The organism is Paenibacillus allorhizoplanae, from assembly GCF_927798215.1.
GTDB classification, from domain to species: Bacteria; Bacillota; Bacilli; order Paenibacillales; family NBRC-103111; genus Paenibacillus_E; species Paenibacillus_E allorhizoplanae.
The window spans coordinates 67,325-88,695 of sequence record NZ_CAKMMW010000002.1; the positions used below are offsets into that span (position 1 = coordinate 67,325).

Annotated in this window: 20 protein-coding genes and 1 riboswitch; of the genes, 3 read left to right on the top strand and 17 right to left on the bottom strand. The window is 43.2% G+C overall.

All coding sequences use genetic code 11. From position 1 onward, the window contains the following. Positions 1–47 precede the first annotated feature (47 nt). Together L6I86_RS02845 and L6I86_RS02850 are read right to left on the bottom strand one after the other, a co-directional pair. Positions 48–935: a carbohydrate ABC transporter permease gene (locus L6I86_RS02845; protein WP_236284419.1), complete on the bottom strand. Its 888-nt coding sequence runs from the start codon at positions 933–935 to the stop codon at positions 48–50. A gap of 15 nt (positions 936–950) precedes the next feature. Continuing rightward, positions 951–1,880: an ABC transporter permease gene (locus tag L6I86_RS02850; RefSeq protein ID WP_236284420.1), complete on the bottom strand. Its 930-nt coding sequence runs from the start codon at positions 1,878–1,880 to the stop codon at positions 951–953. A 187-nt stretch (positions 1,881–2,067) separates the two neighbouring features. Between L6I86_RS02850 and L6I86_RS02855 the strand changes: the two genes are divergently transcribed. Then, positions 2,068–3,453 carry an extracellular solute-binding protein gene (locus tag L6I86_RS02855; RefSeq protein WP_236284421.1) on the top strand — a complete coding sequence of 462 codons (1,386 nt, stop codon included), beginning with the start codon at positions 2,068–2,070 and terminating at the stop codon, positions 3,451–3,453. Between the two features lie 82 nt (positions 3,454–3,535). On the opposite strand, the gene L6I86_RS02860 is transcribed toward L6I86_RS02855, so the two are convergent. Then, on the bottom strand, positions 3,536–4,009 hold the full coding sequence (locus tag L6I86_RS02860) for a golvesin C-terminal-like domain-containing protein (RefSeq protein WP_236284422.1): 474 nt from the start codon (positions 4,007–4,009) through the stop codon (positions 3,536–3,538). Between the two features lie 210 nt (positions 4,010–4,219). On the opposite strand from L6I86_RS02860, the gene L6I86_RS02865 reads away from it, so the two are divergent. Both L6I86_RS02865 and L6I86_RS02870 read left to right on the top strand, forming a co-directional pair. After that, positions 4,220–4,363 (top strand): hypothetical protein, encoded by a 144-nt coding sequence (locus tag L6I86_RS02865; protein ID WP_157257064.1) that lies wholly within the window; start codon positions 4,220–4,222, stop codon positions 4,361–4,363. A 37-nt stretch (positions 4,364–4,400) separates the two neighbouring features. Beyond that, entirely contained in the window at positions 4,401–5,402 is a 1,002-nt protein-coding gene (locus L6I86_RS02870) for a metallophosphoesterase family protein (protein WP_236284423.1), read from the top strand. Positions 5,403–5,601: 199 nt separating this feature from the next. On the opposite strand, the gene L6I86_RS02875 is transcribed toward L6I86_RS02870, so the two are convergent. The 14 genes from L6I86_RS02875 to L6I86_RS02940 all read right to left on the bottom strand — a co-directional run bounded on the left by L6I86_RS02875 (position 5,602) and on the right by L6I86_RS02940 (position 21,350). Further along, a complete protein-coding gene (locus L6I86_RS02875; RefSeq protein ID WP_236284424.1) occupies positions 5,602–6,945 on the bottom strand; it encodes a sugar phosphate nucleotidyltransferase in 1,344 nt (447 codons plus the stop codon). Between the two features lie 39 nt (positions 6,946–6,984). Further along, on the bottom strand, positions 6,985–8,100 hold the full coding sequence (locus L6I86_RS02880; RefSeq protein WP_236284425.1) for a glycosyltransferase family 4 protein: 1,116 nt from the start codon (positions 8,098–8,100) through the stop codon (positions 6,985–6,987). After that, the gene (locus tag L6I86_RS02885; RefSeq protein ID WP_236284426.1) at positions 8,097–8,921 is read right to left on the bottom strand and encodes a DUF6492 family protein; all 825 of its coding nucleotides are present in this window, start codon (positions 8,919–8,921) and stop codon (positions 8,097–8,099) included. The genes L6I86_RS02880 and L6I86_RS02885 overlap by 4 nt, the downstream gene beginning before the upstream one ends. Positions 8,922–9,057: 136 nt before the next feature. Next, positions 9,058–10,149, bottom strand: coding sequence for a toxic anion resistance protein (locus L6I86_RS02890; RefSeq protein WP_236284427.1), 1,092 nt, complete (start codon positions 10,147–10,149; stop codon positions 9,058–9,060). 15 nt (positions 10,150–10,164) lie between these two features. Further along, positions 10,165–10,824: a hypothetical protein gene (locus L6I86_RS02895; RefSeq protein ID WP_236284428.1), complete on the bottom strand. Its 660-nt coding sequence runs from the start codon at positions 10,822–10,824 to the stop codon at positions 10,165–10,167. 143 nt (positions 10,825–10,967) lie between these two features. Then, a complete protein-coding gene (locus L6I86_RS02900; protein WP_056621886.1) occupies positions 10,968–11,753 on the bottom strand; it encodes a carbohydrate ABC transporter permease in 786 nt (261 codons plus the stop codon). A gap of 164 nt (positions 11,754–11,917) precedes the next feature. After that, a complete protein-coding gene (locus L6I86_RS02905) occupies positions 11,918–12,799 on the bottom strand; it encodes a carbohydrate ABC transporter permease (RefSeq protein ID WP_171632948.1) in 882 nt (293 codons plus the stop codon). Between the two features lie 66 nt (positions 12,800–12,865). After that, positions 12,866–14,194, bottom strand: a complete 1,329-nt coding sequence (locus tag L6I86_RS02910) for an ABC transporter substrate-binding protein (RefSeq protein ID WP_236284429.1) — start codon at positions 14,192–14,194, stop codon at positions 12,866–12,868. Positions 14,195–14,322: 128 nt separating this feature from the next. Continuing rightward, positions 14,323–15,783 (bottom strand): helix-turn-helix domain-containing protein, encoded by a 1,461-nt coding sequence (locus tag L6I86_RS02915; protein WP_236284430.1) that lies wholly within the window; start codon positions 15,781–15,783, stop codon positions 14,323–14,325. Continuing rightward, complete coding sequence (locus tag L6I86_RS02920; protein WP_236284431.1) at positions 15,761–17,551, bottom strand: cache domain-containing sensor histidine kinase; 1,791 nt, start codon at positions 17,549–17,551, stop codon at positions 15,761–15,763. The genes L6I86_RS02915 and L6I86_RS02920 overlap by 23 nt, the downstream gene beginning before the upstream one ends. 266 nt (positions 17,552–17,817) lie before the next feature. Continuing rightward, on the bottom strand, positions 17,818–18,927 hold the full coding sequence (locus L6I86_RS02925) for a GNAT family N-acetyltransferase (protein ID WP_236284432.1): 1,110 nt from the start codon (positions 18,925–18,927) through the stop codon (positions 17,818–17,820). Between the two features lie 47 nt (positions 18,928–18,974). After that, positions 18,975–19,055: riboswitch (ZMP/ZTP riboswitch) on the bottom strand. A 71-nt stretch (positions 19,056–19,126) separates the two neighbouring features. Next, on the bottom strand, positions 19,127–19,735 hold the full coding sequence (locus L6I86_RS02930) for a LysE/ArgO family amino acid transporter (RefSeq protein ID WP_236284433.1): 609 nt from the start codon (positions 19,733–19,735) through the stop codon (positions 19,127–19,129). Between the two features lie 44 nt (positions 19,736–19,779). Next, a complete protein-coding gene (locus tag L6I86_RS02935; RefSeq protein WP_236284434.1) occupies positions 19,780–20,685 on the bottom strand; it encodes an aminoglycoside phosphotransferase family protein in 906 nt (301 codons plus the stop codon). Between the two features lie 50 nt (positions 20,686–20,735). Then, the gene (locus L6I86_RS02940; protein WP_236284435.1) at positions 20,736–21,350 is read right to left on the bottom strand and encodes a DUF3221 domain-containing protein; all 615 of its coding nucleotides are present in this window, start codon (positions 21,348–21,350) and stop codon (positions 20,736–20,738) included. Positions 21,351–21,371 lie beyond the last annotated feature (21 nt).

The following is a 21,371-nucleotide window of genomic DNA, read 5'->3' on the forward strand; positions in this document are numbered from 1 at the left end:
AAACACGGCATCACTCCCCTCAAGGTTGAAGTTCGACTGATTAACCATTACCCTTTGATGGAACCGACAAGCATTCCTTTTATGAAGTATTTCTGAATAAACGGATAGATAGCCAATAGGGGCAATGTTGTCACAACAACCGTTGCCATTCGGATTGTGTCTGGCGGAAGTGTTTGTATAACAGATGGATTCGTATTCAACTCTTGGCTCACGCTAGATGTAACAATCATATTGCGCAGAATAACTTGAATCGGATACAGTGCTCGATCTGACAGATACAAGATGGCATTGAAGTAGGAATTCCATTGAATCACGCCATAGAATAAGCCAATCGTGACAATAATCGGCATAGATAAGGGGATAACGAGTTGGAATAACGTTCTAACGTCCCCACATCCATCTACTTTTGCCGACTCTTCTATTTCGGTAGGGAAATTGATAAAGTAAGTGCGCATAATAAACATATAGAACGGCGAGACGAGTGTAGGGATAATGAGTGACCATATGGAATTGATCAAACCCAAGCCCTTCACGACTAGATAGGTTGGCACAATCCCACCGCTAAAGAGCATTGTGAACACGATCGCTAGTAGAAAAAAACGTCCTCCTGGTACATCTTTCTTCGAGAGTGGATAAGCTAGACAAATCGTAACCAATAGACTTAAGAATGTGCCAATGACTGTAATCACAACGGATATCTTAAGCGCATCTGGTACAAGATTGCTGCCGAAGATGGCTCGGTACGCCTGCAGCGTTACTTGCTCTGGGAATAGGACGAATCCTCCATTACGGATTAACTCCTTATAGGGAGTAATTGACTCGATGAACACGAAGTAGAGTGGGAACACCGCAGATAAGCAACAGAGCGTAAGGAAGACATAAATAATAACATCGATTATTCGATCCGATTTGGTCTTATGTACCGCATAGGACACAGGTTCCACCACCTCTTAGTAGATTCCAGAACCACCTAATTTTTTCGCGATTCGGTTAGCAGCAATGACGAGCACAAACCCAATGACTGATTTAAATACGCCCATGGCAGCCGGAATGCTGAAATCACTTTGTTCAATAATTCGGCGGAATATCCACGTATCTAGAATATCCCCGACAATCGTCACTCGCGCATTGAGAAATACATAAATTTGATCGAAGCCTGCATCGAGAATTGTCCCGAGCCGCAGGATTAACAATAAGATGAACACCTCGCGGACACCAGGCAGTGTAATATGCCAAATTTGCCTCCATCGCCCTGCTCCATCCACAACGGCAGCTTCATACAATTCTGGATTAATTGTCGCTAAAGCAGCTAAGAAGAAAATAGCTCCAAACCCTGTATTTCTCCATACATCGGTTAAAATGATGAGTGGCCGGAAGAGATCAGAATTCGCAAGGACATTCAATTCACCCCATCCCATATTTTGATAGAACGTTGTGACAAGCCCTGTGCCAGGAGAGAAGAATGAATAAACCAAACCGTATACGATGACCCATGATAAAAAGTAAGGTCCGTATGTGATCGTTTGAACGATCTTTTTAAACCAAGTGACTCGGATTTCATTGAGCAGCAAGGCGAGAATTAGGTCAGGAAGTAGATTAAAGACGAGTCGGTAAAGGCTGATGAGGAGTGTGTTTGACATAAGTCGGAGAAAATCAGGTGATTCAAAGATTGTTTCGAAATTGCGCCAACCCACCCAGGGACTATCCCAGATGCCTTTGGTGACACTGTAATCCTTGAATGCGACGAGTAAGCCAGCCATCGGAATGTAGCGAAAGATTAGGAAGTACAATAAGCCTGGGGCCATTAACAGATAGAACCATCGATATCGATATACTTTTCGAATAACACGATTTGACTTGGCATTGATGATGGAAGCCATATGGTCACCCCCCGTTTACAATCCCATTATAATTTATAATCACAAAAAAATACAAGTACTATACATGTTCAAAACATGTCTTTAAATTGACCAAAAGCCTTGCTAGTCCTCATTATTTTCTTGTTGTATATTTTCCAAATATTGTTTAGAATACATACAACTGCGCAAATAGGTGGCGATTCTAGTTATGAGAAAAAAGGACCAATATTGCTATTCTTCTTTGACCGATATCCTGCGGGAGCAAATTCTTTCGGGCTTTATTAAGAAGGATGAGTTCCTCATGTCCGAAAATGAATTAAGCAAATATTACGAACTCAGCCGCAGCTCCGTTCGCAAATCGCTCGACCTCCTGTTGAAGGAAGGGCTCGTTGTGAAAAAAGCCGGACTTGGCACCTTCGTCTCCCCTAACGTCACAGTGCGGAAATCGAAGCGGAAAGTATTGCGCATTTTGACAATTACGCCCTCTTACTTTGTCGATCACTGCTTGCCATTCATTTGTGAAACGTTCGAACAACAGCACCTCGACGTGGATATTAAATTGCTTAGCTTCCCAATCACACAATTCTGGGAGTCCCTTCATAAGTGTATCGAAATGGGCATTCAACCAGACATTTGTATCATTACAGACACGATCTTCCAAGAGCTTAAATCGATGGATGACTTCGTTAGTTTAGACAGGATTATGGACGATGAGCTGAATCGAATGTACCCTAAGGTGATCGACGGATTCCGCAAGGATGGCAGCGTCAAAGCCATACCTGTCACATTTTCAGGTATTTGCCTTGCCTACAATCCGCGCATGTTCAACAAATATAATGTCGAAGCACCGCGTCATGGATGGGATAAGGAAGCGTTTATTAAGACAGCTAGGCGATTAACTTTTGATACGAACGATGACGGGATTATCGATAATTATGGTTTTTCACTCCCTTCGACGCTTAACCGATGGAACGTAATCGCGATGCAGCATGGCTTTGACTTTCATAAGCCGAATAAGAAAGCGCTTCTAGACACGTTAACTTTTATGCACGATATGATCTATCGACAAAGAAGCGCGCTCGTTTCTCATATGCAACTGCATCGCGTCGCCTTCCAAAGCGAGCAAGTCGCCATGATGCTAACGACCACCATTGAGCTTGCTGGATTTGGCGACAAGCTGCCTTTCGAGCCCAAATTCGCGCCGATGCCATTCGGAGATTCACCGAATACATTGCTAATCGCGAATGCCTTGATGGTTCATTCCGCAAGTACGGAACGTGAACTGGCGATCCAATTCCTTCAGACAGCTTGCCATCCGGATGTGCAAGCCAAAATCGGCGAATCCCGCTTCCTTTCTGTCCTTCACGACATTAATAAGATGATGTGGGATCCACTTGATTTGGCGTCTCTCCATATTTCAGACGGTCAGTTACATGACGCCTTCTATCAACATGAAACCATCTCTGACACGCAAATGATGCAAGAGGTTAATCAGGAAATGATGTTATATTGGGAAGGCATGGAGTCGGCAGAGCAATGTGCGAAACGACTACAGAAGATTCTTGCTCCACGTAAGAAAGTGGCAAGCAGATGATCTATTGTGATGGTTTTCATCACTACAGCAACAGAAAAGCCGTCCCCTTAGGTTTTAACCTTTGGGACGGCTTCTTGCCCTTCTATTGCAATTCAAACATGACCGCATCTGCGCGAAGGTTTTTGCCCGTATTCCCACTGAAGGAATTCGTCACATAGCCGCTAGTCCCTGCTATGAATGTGAAATTACCGAGCGTGTACCAGCCACTAGTACCAGTTGTATAATCCACAGATATCGGACTGGAAAGTCCAGCAACGGAATTACCCCTAATCTGCGCATTGTTGTCACTAGTCGAGTACACGATCCGATAAATCGAGACCTTATAGGTACCTGCCGCTAGAGTCGGCGTCCATTTCACAGCTGCACCAGGTGTAAAGGAATATCGCGTTGATGAATTGTTATAGCCAAACAAACTGCTATCCCCAAACAAACTGCTATCCCCAAATGTCCCAGAAAGCTCCGAGTATCCAGTTGTTCCGTTATCCACGATGATAGCGCTGCTCGCTGAATTATAGGTGTTATCTGCCCCTTTGTTAGGCGCATTTGTGCTCGACACGGAAGCTCCGAAATAGTCTCTTCCCCCATTTGAAGCAATTAAGGAGCCTGCATATGAGCATGAGACCTTCGCAATACCGTAAGCCTCATCGATAATTTCGGCAGATCACTACCGTTGTCCTTAAAAATGTGTGCCTTACTCATTTCTTTCAAGCAGGATACAACATATGCTAGTACTAGTTGGACAACCTGATTGCGGGAGGCGATGCGTGTGTTAAGCCCAGAAGATGCCAACATAATTATTGAGACCTTTTTGAGTCCAATGTGGTATTTCGTCACTTCCCAAGAGGATAAAGATGAGATTCACCGACTGGCCAACGCGTTAAGATTAGCTTCAGGTCAATCGCAGGATTAATATTCTTACGACATCAGGATTAAGGGGGAGGTTACTGGTGCTGAATGAGAATGATGCTCTCAAAATCATAGAATCATTTCTTCAACCGCGAATGACATTCGTTCAATCTCAAAATGACAAAGACGAGATTCTCCGTCTAGCTATTGAACTACGTAAAGTTGCTGATATCTCCCCTTTGCTACGTTTTTCGGTTGTCAGTGATATTCACATTCAATACTGGGATACGCAAGCTCAGAGTAAGTTAAGTGATGCCTTAGAGGATTTACACCAGTTAAATCCGAGTTTAGAGGCGCTAGTAATTAACGGAGACCTAGGCGATGGACGTGCCAATGACTATGCAAAGATAACCACCATCTTGCAGTCACATCCGCTACCCAAGCAAATTTACTACACGATTGGCAACCACGATTACTACAAAGCCTATTACAATGCTGCTGGAGATTGGTCTCCAACCACATTCCCCAACGGCGAATTGGACAGTGCTTCTTTGGAACGTTTTCTAGCTTTTATACAAATGCCTAGCGTCTATTACGATCGTTGGATTCAAGACTTTCATTTTATTTTCTTAGGTTCCGAGCGTTATAGACAATCTGATCCTGCTAATCAGGAAGATGCCTGGTTGTCCTCCACGCAATTAAGCTGGCTGCAAAGTAAATTACAAGAAAACTATATCCAACATAAACCTCTGTTTATATTTCTGCATCAGCCTCTGCAAGGAACCGTATCTGGCAGTCTGCCACGGGGCATTGTTCAGCATAATGAATTGAAACAGATGTTATCCCAATATCCGGAAGTCATTTTTTTCACAGGACATACCCATTGGGAGTTGCGATTAACCTCAACGCTAATCAGGGATGTATTTACAATGGTTAATAGCTCTTCCGTGAGTTACCCCTACGATAGTAATGACCAGCTAATTCAAGGAAATCGTTCCGAAGGGCTGATTGTTGATGTCTACGAGGATCGCATTCATATACGGGGACGAGATTTTGCGAATGGAGCTTGGTTCTCCGAAGCTGATTTTATAGTAAAGCGATAAGATCATTGAACGAAAATAGACCAGCCACGGTTACGTGACTGGTCTATTTTTATACGCCAGAATTTTGTAAGCTTTAGCTGTTGGGGTAAGCGAAGCTTGCCCCTTATTTATGGCCGAGATAGTCGAAATAATCGACTATCTCGAGGGATACTGGCGCCTCCGGTCCTGTGATAGTCGAAATAATCTATATCCCCTTATCCTACCATGTTTGTGAAAAACGAATGAAATCTTCTTGTGACAGTTCCTTGCCCAACAAGACTTCCATGAATTCAAGTTGGGTAACCGCCTTGATGCCATGCTTAATGCCAGCAGGAATCAGCATAACATCACCTGCTATCAGTCTATACAGTTTGTCCTCCATAAGAAGTTCTGCGATACCTGAAAGAATCGTTAGACTTTCTTGTCGATTCTCATGCAGGTGATAACTGGTCATCTTCCCAGGGGTGAGCTTCACAAGTTTAAGCATACCCTCTGTCCCATTTTCATCATTCTTCCAATATCTCAAAATTTGATAAGAACCCCATCTTTTCTCTACGTGCATCGGAATCTGAGTGGCTTGTGCTAGCCTTTCCTTAATCAAATGGGCTTTCTCCTTGTTTGCAATCAAAATACCGTCCGAATTTGCCGCGACAACGAGATCCGATACACCAATGACTTCTATGGGATAAGGAAGTTCGTTGATAAGATGTGTATTTACAGAATCGTCCGAGATCCTTCCTGGTCCAAAAACGTTTTGCTCGCAATGAGGGGTTAACGCCTTCCATGTGCCCACATCCTGCCATATGCCTTCATATCTAATAACCACAGCGTTTTGACTGTGTTCAACGACTTCATGATCATAACTTGTATTGGCAAGTTGTTCATAATTAGCCAGCCATGACTCAACTAAAGCTGGCTCCGCTTTGTCCTTCAAATAGGCTAGCATGTACTTTAAAGGAAATGCGAATATACCACAGTTCCATAAAGCATTCTGCTCAATTAACTCAATAGCAGCTTTCTCATTCGGCTTTTCGATGAAATGACCAATAAAAGAAAATTCCTCGTTCTCTTTCGGAAGTACTGGAACAATATAGCCGAATTGATCGGAGGGCAATGTCGGGTTCGTTCCGAGAAGTGCAAGATCAGCCTTGGATCGTAAGAGGATCTCGGGAAAGCGATGAAGCAACTGGAAAAACGCGGAATCTGCATAAGTGTCCACTGGGAGAATACATATCGTTTCATCCAAATCAATTTGCATACGCTCATGCAAATAAGTGACTGCTAAAGCGATGGCTGCATAAGTTCCTCGTTTATAGGGTTCACTTATGATAGGGATGTGTTCGCCAACATACGTACGAGTGATCTCTACTTGACTATGATGTGTGACGATACATGTGGATGGCAGTAAACCTACCTCATCCAATTGTCTGCATATTCGCTCAATCATCGATTCTCTAACCCCATTTGTGGATTTCAAAAGCTTAAGAAAAACCTTGGAGCGAATCTCATTGGATAAAGGCCATAACCTTTTACCTGATCCTCCACACAAAAGTACAATACGCAAGCCAAATCCTCCTTTCCTGGGAGACATTACACTTCACCCTTATTTCTTGGATTGAATGACTTTCTCTACCGCATGTTTCAACAGCATCCCTGCACGAGACCACGTCAAAGGAAGGACATCTAATCTCCCCTGACTTCCCTTACGCTTACATAATGCAGGATTCTCGTAGGCTCTCCTCATATTCATTCGTAAACTATGATGATCAGGTTCAGCCCACAGTTGTCCCTTCTCAGCAAACAGGTAGCTGAATGAGCGCGATATGGCATGTCGACTATTCATGCTAATGGACGGGTTCTTCAATTGATAGGGAATGAGAAATGAGTTATTGTTCGTAAGGAAATCCATTTGTCCGCCCCAGGCCGTGGTGATGACAGGGATGCCACTGGCCAATGCTTCCAGAAAAGGGAGGCCTACCCCCTCGCCTCGCGTCGGAAGAACGAAGGCATCTCCCAGTGTATATAGACCTTTCATCTGCCATTCGCTTAATCGTCTGCCAATAATGACAACGGGGGCTGTATCTTTGTGTAGACCCAATCTCTTTTTGTATTGCCAGATTTGACTCTGAATCCATTTTTCAGTCTCATAAGGTTCATAGCCGTTCGTTTTGATCACAAGAATAACGTTATCATTGGAGGAAAACTCTTCCCAGTACGCGCGCAATAGGCCTTCTGGGTTCTTACGGTGCTGAAAGCCAAATACAGACACGAAAGTAAACTTACCGGCAGCACGCGGCAATACAAACTTCTTATTGTTCGGATGAAAGGACTTCGTATCTACACCATGAGGAACAATGTAAATGGGAACGGTAACCCCGCTGTTCAGAAGTGCACGCTTATTATGCTGCGTGGGTACACATACGGCATCAAATTTATTCATATGAGAAAGCCACTCAGTTGGCGTTTTACTTGTTTCCCAAACGGTATTTAGAATCATAGAATCATATAAACTTCGTGCACGCTCCCACTGCATATGGCTCGGAACATCGTGATAGATCAGCACTCTTTTACCCATGGAAGGTCTTTTACTAACTCTAGAATTACCTAGCCTTACGTGAACGCCTTTCCGTTTCAAAGAAGCAGCATAGGTTCTACTTGCATGACCGAGACCGCTCGCTTTGTGTACAGGTCCCTTCCAGACAACCACATAAGGCTTCATTGGGTCACCAACCTATGGGTTTTAACATATCCTTTGCGCTTATGCAAAGAAATGGATCTGTACCTTTTAGCTAAGGAAGACATCCTCGAAGGTGTAATTTGGGAATTGCTCAAATGTAAGCTCTTATTCAATGCAGGCTTTAAAATCATCTTGTGAGCCTCGGATGCATATAGAAAATTGCCATACGTTTCAAATTCCGAAAAGGCAAACTGCTTGGATTTATTCATACTTTTCATAATGGCGGAATACCAGGAACTCTTATGTTTGGATTCAATGGTTTGTTTCAACTGCTTGACTTTAGACCTCTCGAAAAGCATGTAATGGGTAACAAAGGACAATCGAGCTGATCGATTTCTACCCATCAACTTTCTATACGTATTGAAATATTCGCCCTGACTCCAGTTCCGACAATAAAATACCGTCTTATCACCAACTTTGAAAACATGCGGTCGTATGAGCACAGTATCCGCATCAATGACCATATAATAATTGGATGTGCAGAGGGTATCTCCGTTCAATTTAAGTAACTGTTGGTACAGCCATCCAGTCCGATCCCACGTTTTGGACTGATAATGGATGTCCTTTTTCGTGATAGGGAGAACGGTATCTTCATGTACGAAGCGGCATCCTTTTCTCTCACATAGATCGAGTATTCGTTGTTTCCGCGGAGCCACAATGATGATTTCACCAATCGGATGCTTAACATATTTCCTTACAGCGTCAATGACTAGGGGGAGCGTCCCCAGATCCTTCTCAATTGCTGGGATTAGCACATCGATTTGGGGTGTCTTGCTAATCTCTTCTTTAATTTGCATAAACATTTACTCATCTCCATTATTCAAACGTATGGATTATCATATGTCAGGAGAACGAAATGGCATGGGTTAAGCGGCATGAGGCAAGCACAAAAAAGCCGCCAAAGATTAGATCCTTGGCAGCTCTGTCAATCTATCCAATTTATTCCAATAATCCGCTAAGCTCAGACGCTTTTATTTCTACATTCGTTTTATTCCCAGGCGTTAAGCCAAGCCTTTGTGTCATTTGCTGGCTGATGTTACCAAGCCGTTGCGTGTGCTCCGTTGCTGATTGGATGATTGTCCGATTTGACTGTTCAAATAAATCCAACGCAGCGAATAAGTCTGTCATGCCTCTCTCAATCGAATCCATTTGCAAACCTGGTTTCCCAAGCAGCTCATTCGTTCGTTGCGTCGTTTCTTTCAATAATCGCGAATTATCTTCAAACATTTTATTCAATGTCGAGTTCGCGGAATTGACGGCTTCAATTGTCTGAACTTGATCCTCAATGGCCATAGAAATCATGGCAGAGACTGTCAACAGGTTCTGTGTTTTGTCAATCGTCGCATCTACGGCATCAATCAGCTTATCGTTGTTGTCGTTAATGATATCGGTTCCTGCAATCGCTTGTTGATACAGGATCACCATCTCTTGAAAGGACTGAATCCGCGTCACTACCTTACGAAGTCCTCTCTCCAGATGTGTTTTACGATGTTCATTCTCGGGCTTGGCTATTTCAACTTCGAAAAGCTGCTTTAAATTTTCTCCCATCGCAATTCGCATTTGCAAATTATAGACAGACTCAATTGAATTTTTCTTCAGCGTCTTCATATACGCCATGTTCTCTTCTAGCGTTTCCTTCCCATTACGAAGGGATTGTACAATGGCATTTACATTTGTTTTCACGGACTGATACTTATAAATATAGTTCTTAAGTGGCGTCTTCTTCATCATTTTCTCAAAAAAGCCAAGCTGCTTGCTCTTACTGAGCGAATCAATTTCGCCGCGCAGCTTCAAAATGTTGTTTTGGACCTCTGAGCGTTTACCCGACATCAATTCATTCACCGGGCGTTCTAGCATCGCTAGAGATTGTCCCGCTTGTTCCATCGTTTTGGATCCCATACGTCCAATCGAATCCATTAAGGTTTCTAATTCCATCGTATCGGTCGACGAAACTTTGTCGAGTAATTGTTTGGCTTCTTGCTCTACTTTCTGCAAATCGGTCGGTTTTAATTGCACCAATTGGGTTGTCAAGTTTTCCATGCCTCCTTAGTCTGTTGAACGATAGCGCTGCTGGATTAATTCCATGCGTGTCTGCAATTCAATTAAATCTTTTTGTTCGATCGTTTCTACATAGTCGGTGAGCTTAGAGTTAATATCCTTGATTCCTGTAAGAAGAAGTCGACGATTCAATCGTTTGGCTTCCCCGCCTAACTTCAGAAAGGGATTAATCGCGCCATTTAAATCCTTAAAGATCAATCTTTGTATGTTATGATTCATATTTGCATCATTTAGCTCTTTTAATTGAGGAATTAACCGACCTACCCTAGAGAGCAAGCTAAGCGTCTTTTCGACAATTTCATCATCTAAGGTATTCTTCTGCCCCTCCGAGATCATTGTCTCTTCAATCACATGAATATACTCGGCAATCGGTCCCCAGAAGGGATCATTCTCAGCTTGGATTTCTGTATCGCTTGTCGGATTGGAAACCGGTGCTAAAGTTTTATTCGTAGCAGGTTCGCTTATAGGCACATTAGTCGTTGTTCCCATAATGGCTTTGGAAGTACGTTGGAGGACTAGAATAGTTCCAAATGTTAACGTTGTTGGTACTAATAAATTAATGGCTTCCGGTAAGAAATTAGTCGTAATGAGACTGACGACATATCCTGCAAGAGAGATGCCTGCTGCGACTTTGAATTGCTTTTGCATGATTCTTCACACCCCTGTTCCATCGTGTTACCCACTAAAATCATATCTCCCCTAGCGATTGATGTCAATTTTTAGTAGGCAAAAAGCCAGTTAAACGCATCACGCGTCTACTGGCTTTATCGGCTTTCATCAACTTTATCTCATTATCCTTTCACAGCTGTATTGGAAATCCCTTGAATGATGAACTTCTGACCCAGCATGAAGACGAGAATCATCGGTAGAATAGCTGCACTAGCCGCAGCCATCATTCCGTTGTAATCCACATTAAATTCCATAATGAAATTCTGCAAACCCAATGGAATCGTATATAATTTGCGATCCGTCAGAAATACGAGTGCGTTCTCATAATCGTTCCAATGCCAAGAAAAATCGATGATCGCTAACGTAGCCATAGCAGGCTTTGCTAAAGGAAGCATCAGTTGAAGAAATATACGATAATGACCGGCTCCATCCATGAAAGCCGATTCTGAGATTTCGGCTGGAATCCGAATGAAAAACTGTCTCATTAAAAACACACCAAAAATAGATATCATACCAGGCAGAATAAGTGCCCATAGTGTATTATAAATACCCACCCATTCAAACATAATGAATTTCGGAACGAACAATACCTGAGGCGGAATCATCATCATTGACAAGTAGATTAGAAACAAAGTATCTCTACCTTTGAACGTAATTCTGGCGAAGCTATAAGCAGCCAAGGAAGAGAGCAACGTCGCGCCAATTGTACAAACTACCGCTACCTTAATGGAATTCATATAGTAAGTTGCAAAGCCCATGCTGCCTGTCCAAACTCGGATATGATGCTCCATATTAAAATGGGACGGAATCCAGCGGATGGGGTATTCAAATACTTCAGCTGGCGATTTAAATGACGTACTGATCATCCAAATGAATGGCATAATCATAGCAAGACCAAGGATAAACATGATAAGTGTCGTTCCTGCTTTGATTAGGGTTGGGAGCGGAAACCGCCTCTTGGTTCGAACTTTTGCACTTGCCCTAATGTCTGATTGCACAGTAGCCATAGAGGTTACCTCCTACTCAATTATTCGCCGATGAATCGGCTATCTTCAATACGGATTCAAATATCTTAATAATGAACCCATTTCTTTTGCCCAAACCATTGGACGAATGTAATCGCGGCGATAATTAAGAACAATACCCAGGATATCGTAGATGCGTAGCCCATTTCATAATAGCCGAACGCATTTTTGTAGACGAAGAGAGATAAAATTGTCGTACTGTTCCCAGGACCACCCTGTGTAATGGCTTGGATCAACCCAAACGATTTGATGGTCATAATTAGACCAGTAATGAGAAGTAAGAACGTCGTCGGGCTGACAATAGGAAAAATGATGGATTTAATTTTGACCCATCCGCTTGCGCCATCCACCTTGGCAGCTTCGAGCAACTCAGGGGAAATTTCCTGTAACGCCGCCAAATAAATAATCATATTATAGCCGAGCATGAACCAAATCCAGATGATATCAATAGCCATCATGGACGTTTCCGTTGTAGAGAGCCATCCCGGTGGATTTGACATGCCTATTGCTCGTAACATCTGATTGATTGGGCCTTCAGAAGGTTGAAACAACAGCATCCATACGAAAGCAACTGCTACACCACTTGTAATGTATGGTAGGAAATACATGGCGCGCAGCAATCCTTTGGCATACACATGCTTATTCAGTACAAGTGCTACAAGAAACGCAAGCATAATTGAAATGGGTACTGACAGGAGATACCACCCCGTATTTCGGAGCGAAACATAGAAAAGATCGTCATGGATTAGTCGTTTAAAGTTATCAATGCCCACGAAATGATAATTGGGATTAGCGAATTGATAATTAGTGAAAATAAGACCGAAAGAGAAAATTGCTGGTACAATAAAAAAGAGAAGAACACCCAGCATGTTTGGTGCAATAAATAAATAGCCGGTTAAACTTTGTCTGGCCATCCAGTTTTTCTTCACATCCGATAACCTCCCTTAGTATGCATACAGGGGAACCAGCCGAAGCCACTCCCCCTGCTTTTCTAATTATTTGGTTGTTTTCATAAATTCATTATGTCGTTTTACCATAGCAGCCAAAGTTGTTGCAGTATCTTGCTTGCCTAAGAAAAACTTCTCATATTCTTCCCTGCGCAGGTCCATGACTTGTTGAGGCAGGTTACGCGTAAACGTAGGAGTTTTGTTCTCAAACAGTACATATTTCAAAGAAGGAATATCATACGTACTCTCATTTTCACCTAATAGCAACTTCAAAGCATCCTCAACATTCGCATCTTTGGAAGCAGGAATTCGTCCGCCAGAAGCAAGTGGCAGTAATCCTCCGTCTGCATACCATTTCAAGAACTTCCATGCTGCATCTTTATTAGCCGTCTTCGCGTTGATCGAAACGAAATCGCCTAACCCACCACGACCGATACCATTTTGCTCATTGCTATCTAGCCTCGGAACAGGCGCGAATGCAATTTTGAATGTCCTTGGATTATCTTTCATGTTATTTGAATTTCGGAAAATCCAGGAACCTGCGTTTAGCATTGCGCTCTCACCTTTAAGAAACATCGTTTCTACAGGCATCTTGGTTGTCAGCTGTTCGCCAAGCATTGGCGTACTCTTGTCCTTCATCATGGTATTCAATGTATCTAACCAAGTACCCATTAATGGATTATCAAGGTTTGAACTGCCATCTTTTTTCGTGTACCCATCGTGAGTCAAAGCTGAATCCAAGGAATCTGGGAACGATTCCAAATGCTGGACAAGTCCAAAGCGCTTATCGGCTTTCAATTTGGTGGCATAGTCCTGCATATCCTTCCATGTCCAGGATGTAGGTACTTTAAGTCCAGCCTGATCAAGCATCTCTTTGTTAAACCACACGAAGAACGTACTTTTAACGGTTGGAATACCGTAATATTTACCATTAACTTGCCAATCCTTCGTCGTCGAGCCCATCTTCTGCTCAATGTTATAGTCGGTATAGCTGCTCAAATCCAACGCTACACCTGCATCTACACGTTTCTTCAATGCTGTCCCTGAATAGTTCACGAATAAATCAACACTTTGACCCGTGAGCAATGCCGTATCTAACTTCAGATTTCCTGCGTCGTCATTTACATAACGTTCGTACTCCACTTGAATGTCTGGGTTTTTCTTATTCCAATCGTCAACCACAGCTTGAGGGCCGGATTCTGGTGGAACGCCTCCCCACATTTTTAACTTTACGACTTTACCAGAGGCTGCTGTAGTACTAGGACTAGTCGTACTAGAGTTGCTGGAGGATGAGTCACCAGAAGTATTACCGCATGCTGTAAGACCTAAAGTAAGAGCTAGTGCACCAAGCATCATTGTGTTCTTTCTCTTTGTCATTTGGATTGACCTCCTGCAATTGATTACTTACAGTACCTACTTTATCACCCATTACGAATGCGAATAAGAAACAGAATCCATGAATCTATAGAACAAAAGTCACATTGTCGAAAAAACACGAAAAGGGTTTATGTTCGGTTTCTGAAGCTTGCAGGTGTCCCGCCAGTCGAACGTTTAAAAATCTTAATGAAATAATTATCATTCGCGAACCCGACTCGTTCACCAATCTCACTAATCGTTCGATCCGTTTCCCGCAGCAATCTTTGGGCATGTTCAATTCGAATCTGATGCAAATATTGAATAATACTGACGCCAAGTTTCTTCTTAAATAAACCGCTAACATATTTATCATCCATGCAAACTAACTTTGCCAAGGTGTCTAAGGTAATTTCCTCCACATAGTGTTCATGCAAATAGGAGATGATCTTATTGACCTCTGGATGATCAGATATAGGAATGCGCGAAGCGCTCAAGTGTTTGAAATGCGTTTCCAAACGAGCCATGAACACCAATTTTAGCCGATGATGGTCGGATGCGAGTATCGCCTCTTCGTCAACCGTGTTGAGTTGCGATATTCTCGCGCACAAATGGGCAATTCTCGCGGCTGCTTGCTTCACTTGCAGCTGCGGAGCTTGCTGAACTTCGAATTTACCCCACAGCTCATTCACCGCGCCAACAACGGCATCCCATCTTAGCTGCTCCAAGTTGTGCCAGATTTCATGCTCCAACCCCCACGTATCAGCAGTTTCACGCAAAGGTGTGCCTGCAGAAGTGCATAGCTTCGCCCTGAAAGTGGGATTGTACCATTCCAAATTCAATTTAATTTGAATGCTTTTCCACGTATCCATGAGGTGTGCAGCAGAGATTAATTCCGTATAGATTAGGCTATATGGCAAGGCTTTTTCTGCAAAAATGTTGAACTGCGAATTTGTTGGCAACCACATAAATAGGTAGCTAACCCCGTCCATGGTCAGCAAATGCCAGACAGCTGCGGATGCCACATCGTTGTCTATAACACGGAGTGCGAAGAAATCATCTCGTGTGTAGGTTGGTTGCCCGTGTTGTACCGCGATGATACTCAGACTGCGTCCATGAACACCAGGAACCTCAAGCTCGCTTCCCTTTATTTCCGGGGACTCGGCTCCCCCGGGCATTAACTTCCACAGTTTATATAACAGCGCTTCAGCTTCCCGTATTTCGGCACTTCTGCGGTCGATAAGCTCTTTTTCTACCTTACTCATTGTCTCTGCTAATGTCTCTTGATCCATATAAAGCTTGAGCATATAACTGGACGCGCCGAACTCCAGCGCTTGCTGAACGTTCTCGAAATCACTCATAACCGTCAGCATGACGAAACGACTTGTGAAGCCTTCCTTCCGCGCTTGTTTCAACAAGTCCACACCATTCATCAGCGGCATGACAATATCTGTGATGACAACGTCAGGTTGGCATTCACGAATTTTCTCCATCGCCTCTAAGCCATTACCTGCTTCTCCAATGATGGTGAAGCCCATTTCCTTCCAAGGCATCGTTTCTCTCACTTTTCTTCGAACGAATACCTCATCCTCAACGAGTAGAACGGTCCACATGGGAATCACTTCCTTTCTGGTAAGGGGTGGACATAAGGAGCGGAAGCTGGATACGTACCCTGCAACCCTGTGATACCGGAACGAATTCAAGACTTGCTTCTTTCTTGAAAAGGAGGGCTAAACGCTCTCTCAAATTTTGTAAAGCGATGCCATTATGGTCCTTTTTGGACACTCCTTCACTTTTTACGAGACCGATGCCATTATCGACCACCTCAAGGATAAGATGTGATTCTTTCGTATAAACATGGATCGAGATGTGACCTTTCTCTTGAATCTGCGAAATTCCGTGATAAATGGCATTTTCCACGATCGGTTGAAGGCTAAGTTTCGGTACGAGTGCGTATGTCAAGTCATCGGCATACACATAGTCAACTTGAAACTTCTGATCATATCGGAATTGTTGGATATAGACATAACCTCGGACAAGCTCTAACTCTTGTTCCAAATGAATGAGATCTACATCGAGCTTCAATCCTGCCTCTGTTAATCTTCCAAGCGACACACAAATTTTCGGAATCGCGTTGTCCCCTTTTTCCAAAGCCAGCCAGCGAATTGTGTTCAACGTATTCAACAAGAAATGAGGATTCATCTGCGAAAGCAGCATTTGGAATCGACTAGCTTCCTTCTGCCGTTCCTCAACTTTTAAGCGTTGTATGAGGCCGTTCATATCGACAATCATTTGATTGAAGGCTTGTACAATGGGCTGAATGTCCCCGCCGTATCTTTGATCAGGAAGTCTTACTTTCAAATCTTTCCGAACGACATCGAGCATTTTAGCTTGAATGAGTCGAAGTGGACGCGTAACCGCAGACGCGATAAGCAACGTGATCAGCATGAAGGCGATTGTGAAAACAATAAGTGTACCCATATAGGCTTTCTGAATCGATCGAAGCTCAGCAAAGAGTACATTCGATGGCACTGTTTTGATTAAATAGGCATGGAATGAGGGTACAACGGTATAGTTAATAAACGTACTGCCATGTATGAAAAAGCCACTACTGGAACCGTCTGCAAGCAAACGATCTTTGATCGGTGACTCCAATGCCATGGTAGACTTTTCTGCACCAGAGTGAACGATCTCGATTCCTCTTTGATCTATCAAATAATACTGATCGGAGGTTGGACTTCCGTTAGTAGCTGATTTAAACCAGCTTTCGTAATCCACAGCGATGTGTATGATCGCTCGAATGATACCATCTGCGTCCCTTATAGGAGTAGAAATGGCAACTAGCTGCGGGCTTTTGTTAACATCAAACAGCACTTCATTACTTTCCAACTGCCATTGATACGGTGCAGAAGCAGTTAAAGCACTCTTAAACCAAGGCTTTGACTGTATCAATTCATAATTTAAGCGCTGCGCTGGCGGGAATGAGGTATACACATTACCGAGTAAATCAGCAATCGTATAGAAAACGGGTGGACTAGAGATGAACAGACTATTCGTTACCGAACGAAAACGTTCTTCAATTTTACGTTGATTGACGATTTGATCGACTGCTTCTGGCTGCTTTAACACGGAAATGACGGATGAATCTTGCTCGAACATCGTAATCGTCTTAAACGTTGTAGCGAGCAGACTTTCAAGTGATTCATTCATTTTGTTCATTTGTACAAGGCTTTGTTCACTCGTTTTTTGTTGTAAATTGAGCTTCACTTTTTGAAAATTATAAATATCCAAGACAGAGAACGGCAGAAGAATAAGTACGATGAACGCCAGGAAAAGGCGATTTTTTAAGGTTAAAGATGAAAACCAGTTTAGTAACGGCACGTGAATATCCCTCGCTTCAGCTGTTCAATGTCAAATATTTTCTTAGTCTATCATAAAGGGATCTGGAAAGAGAACAAACCAGAGGAAGCCCCCTCTCATTCTAAGAAGTTCCCTTCAACCCTTCAAGAAACAAAATCCACTATTTCATAGAACGATTTACTGATTATCAGATAGTGGTTGAGTTTATCCCCGTGAGCGCACAAAAGCTGCCCTCAAATAGATTATTCTACTTGTCGGGCAGCTTTATTAGATTGCGATTACCTTACTTATTCAATTTCTCGTTCATATAAGTTGGCGCTCCAACCGCGACCATCGAATCTACCCTGATAAATGAATCCAAGGCTACGATAGTAGTCATTCAATGTTGGGTTATCTGCCATACAATCTAAACGCAGCCAGCCTTTCCCCTTGTTCTTTATATAGTCCTCTGCCCAAGATAATAACCTGCTGCCGAAACTCTCTCCTTTATATTTTCGCGCAACGACTAACCGGTGTACGTATCCAGCATCATCATGGAACAAGTCTCCCCAAATCTCTTCGTACTTCCACTGGATGGAAAAGCAACCAATTATCTCACCCTTCTGACATGCGACAAATACTTCTTGCTCATGAATGAAAGATGTTACGTAGGCTTTGGTAAACGAATCCTCTCTCCACTGTGTGAATCCCTTTGACAATTGAATCCAGTGAGCTGCTTCAATAAACAATTTCTGAATGTTATCTACATCTTCTATTTGAGCTTTTCTAATGCTAAATACATCGTTTTGTTGCAGCGCTGTCGTTTTCTCATCTTTGTGCCAATGATACTCAATTTTAGCAGCGGAAGCGAGCGCTCTTTCTTCGCCAAATAACCTAGCAACGACATAGAGCGCAGCATCGAATCCCGCGGTAACCCCAGCGGACATCACAATCTTGCCATTATCCACATATCGAACATCCTCAACGATCACAGCACTAGGTGGTGCATTTTCGCGCAATAAATCAAATGCATTTCGATTGGTCGTCACTCGTAAACCGTCCAGTAGGTTTGCCTTCGCTAACAATAGCGCACCTGTGCAAACGGATAAAACGATTTCCGCACTAGCAGAAGTTTGGTTAATCCATGAGGTAATCGCTGCGTTGTTCATTTCAGTGCGTGAGCCTAAACCACCGGGTACAATCAAAATGTCTGGCAATGGGCAATTGTCGAAGCTGTATTTGGGTTGAATCGTAAGGCCGCTGACTGTGTTCACAGGATTTTGCTTTTCGCCAACTGTATAAACCTTGAAATCTTTGCCCCAATTACTCGATACCCCAAACACATCGAATGGCCCTGCAATATCCAATAAATCCACCTTTTCATAAATGAGGACCGCCACATTTCTAGCTCGTTCCATTCCATTCTCCTCCTCGAAATAAAAAAAGCATTTGATCGATTGATCAAATACTTTGCCCAGGCGAACGGCTGTTATGGAATATGTGCTCCCCCGTAGTGATCTACGTTTCGCCAGTTACACATACCAAATATTTCCTTTATTATAGTCGGACATAACTGTGAAAATCAAGAAAAAAGTCTTCAGCCATGCCCTATTTCGTTTAGACTAATTGCGTAAGTAAATAAACGGCAGTCGCCCACATGATCAACGCTGAAGCTTTATTGAGATAATTCATAAATGTGTTCGATTTATCTAATTTCCCAACCTGTCTCCCCACGACGGCAAGCGTAAAAAACCAAATCCATGACACGAGTATACAGGCAATTGCAAATACCAATTTTTCTTTTCCAACATAATGGATAGAACTGGTTCCTATGACTCCAATCGTATCCAAAATCGCATGAGGATTTAAAAGTGAAACCGATGCAGCAAATGCGATCTGCTTCTTAGGTGATAACGCTTTTTCATCGGATGTCGTGGCGGCAGGTTTGCTTTTCCACGTCACAATCCCCATATAGATAAGGAACAGGATACCTAATATGAAAAGCACGAACTTAATAGCAGGTATCGTAACGATAATGACGGATATTCCTAAAATAGCCAAAGTAATGAATGCCGTATCACAAAGTGATGCTGTAAGAACGACCGGTAACGCTCTAATTAAACGAGGTTGTGTCACACCTTGATTAAAAACAAATACATTTTGTACACCTAACGGCAAGATCAGACCTGCTGATAAAAGAATTCCTTGTAAGATGGCACTAAGCATGATGTATTTCTCCTATCTACAAATCATTGTGAACTTAAATTCAATTATGCGTATAGCTTCGCATGCTCGCTAAGCACCTCATCAATCGCGCGTCGCGAAATGGCCGCAAGCCCTGGATTCTTGTCTAAGTAGTAAGCGTAAGCGATCAATCCGAAGGAAAGTGCCCAGCCGCGCGCTCGCGACCAAGTTGCTTCATCGACCGTTAACAAGCTGCGGAAATTTCCACGGCTCTCCGATGTAAGAAATGTCCATGCCACCATAAGGTCACAGGCAGGATCACCCACGCCTAAGGTGCCAAAGTCAATCACAGCGCTAAGCTCGCCCTGTTCAATGAGAAGATTCCCCGGATGCAAATCTCCATGGATCCAAACACCTTGTCCTTGCCATACAGGAGCATGAAGCGCCAATTCCCATGCAGCCTGTGCCACGACAGGGTCGATGATTTCTTTTAAACTCGCGATAGCATCTCGAACTGCCCCATCTCGCATCGCTAAAGGTTCTCCCCTGCCAGAATTGTGAGAACCTGGGGCTGGCCCATCCGTAGGGTCCACGGTTTGCATAGCATTAACGAAATGTGCCAGAACTGTTGCTGCTTGGTTATAGCTGTCTAATTGTCCAACTGTCGCATTCTCACCATCTAGCCAACGATACACAGACCAGAACCATGGGTAGTCTTCCGTGGGAACACCCTTTGCAAGTGGTACCGGCATGGATACCGGGATCTTCGGGGCTAGCTTCGGAAGCCAACGCTGCTCTTTTTCCACTTGTCCAATGGCCCATTCTGCTCGAGGTAATCGAACCGCCATATCATCACCAAGACGATAGATCACATTGTCTGTTCCAGCTGAATCCACAGGTTGTAGCCGCAGCTCTGCCCATTGTGGAAATTGTGAATGGATCAGGTGTTGCACCAGTTTCAAGTCAATAGCAATCTCTTTCGATTGGCTCATTCGAACACGTCCTTTTGCCTAATTCAAGATTGAATGAATTGCCTCCGCCTCTAACTATCCATGACCACCTTTGTCACAAATTTCTCATTACCGAAATCATAACCTGCAAACCAAATTTTCACCTGTTTACCGACTGTTATATCAGAGAATTGTACGGGGCTGCTTCCCTTTCTTAGTTGCGCAATCGGAAGCAGTCTATGTTTTACCCCATCGATTTCAATGCTACGTTCCACATTAACACCTTCGCCTGTTGTAACTAACGCTGTGACCTTACCGCTTGCATCACCTGCACCATTATCCAGTGCTATGATTTCAAAACGAAACCCTGTTGCTTGACCTGGATAACTCGTCAGCATCATTCCGTCCGTCCATACTTTAACGGTAGATCCAATCTGGACTTCATTCAGTTGTAACTTTTTCCCCTTGAACTCAATGCGTGCATGATCCGCCATACTATACCATGCAGCATCAGGCATTTTCATGTCCTGACCAATGAATTTATCGGGTGATACAACCAAAAAGCTTCCCTTTTCATTAATCGCCGTGATCTTCCCACTTACTTCGACTTGGTCTTCTACTACCTTTCGATCACCACAACCTGTAATCAGGACACCTATAAGAATCGTACATTGAACCATCGGCAACCAATATCGCTTTGTCCACATGAAATAACCCACCCTTTGTTC

What these genes read in the sequence shown, in the direction of transcription:
- L6I86_RS02850 (WP_236284420.1), bottom strand. Translation starts at nt 1,880, where the DNA reads ATGGCTTCCATCATCAATGCCAAGTCAAATCGTGTTATTCGAAAAGTA.
- L6I86_RS02855 (WP_236284421.1), top strand. Translation starts at nt 2,068, where the DNA reads ATGAGAAAAAAGGACCAATATTGCTATTCTTCTTTGACCGATATCCTG.
- L6I86_RS02880 (WP_236284425.1), bottom strand. Translation starts at nt 8,100, where the DNA reads ATGAAGCCTTATGTGGTTGTCTGGAAGGGACCTGTACACAAAGCGAGC.
- L6I86_RS02885 (WP_236284426.1), bottom strand. Translation starts at nt 8,921, where the DNA reads ATGTTTATGCAAATTAAAGAAGAGATTAGCAAGACACCCCAAATCGAT.
- L6I86_RS02895 (WP_236284428.1), bottom strand. Translation starts at nt 10,824, where the DNA reads ATGCAAAAGCAATTCAAAGTCGCAGCAGGCATCTCTCTTGCAGGATAT.
- L6I86_RS02900 (WP_056621886.1), bottom strand. Translation starts at nt 11,753, where the DNA reads ATGTTTATCCTTGGTCTTGCTATGATTATGCCATTCATTTGGATGATC.
- L6I86_RS02910 (WP_236284429.1), bottom strand. Translation starts at nt 14,194, where the DNA reads ATGACAAAGAGAAAGAACACAATGATGCTTGGTGCACTAGCTCTTACT.
- L6I86_RS02915 (WP_236284430.1), bottom strand. Translation starts at nt 15,783, where the DNA reads ATGTGGACCGTTCTACTCGTTGAGGATGAGGTATTCGTTCGAAGAAAA.
- L6I86_RS02925 (WP_236284432.1), bottom strand. Translation starts at nt 18,927, where the DNA reads ATGGAACGAGCTAGAAATGTGGCGGTCCTCATTTATGAAAAGGTGGAT.
- L6I86_RS02930 (WP_236284433.1), bottom strand. Translation starts at nt 19,735, where the DNA reads ATGCTTAGTGCCATCTTACAAGGAATTCTTTTATCAGCAGGTCTGATC.
- L6I86_RS02935 (WP_236284434.1), bottom strand. Translation starts at nt 20,685, where the DNA reads ATGAGCCAATCGAAAGAGATTGCTATTGACTTGAAACTGGTGCAACAC.
- L6I86_RS02940 (WP_236284435.1), bottom strand. Translation starts at nt 21,350, where the DNA reads ATGTGGACAAAGCGATATTGGTTGCCGATGGTTCAATGTACGATTCTT.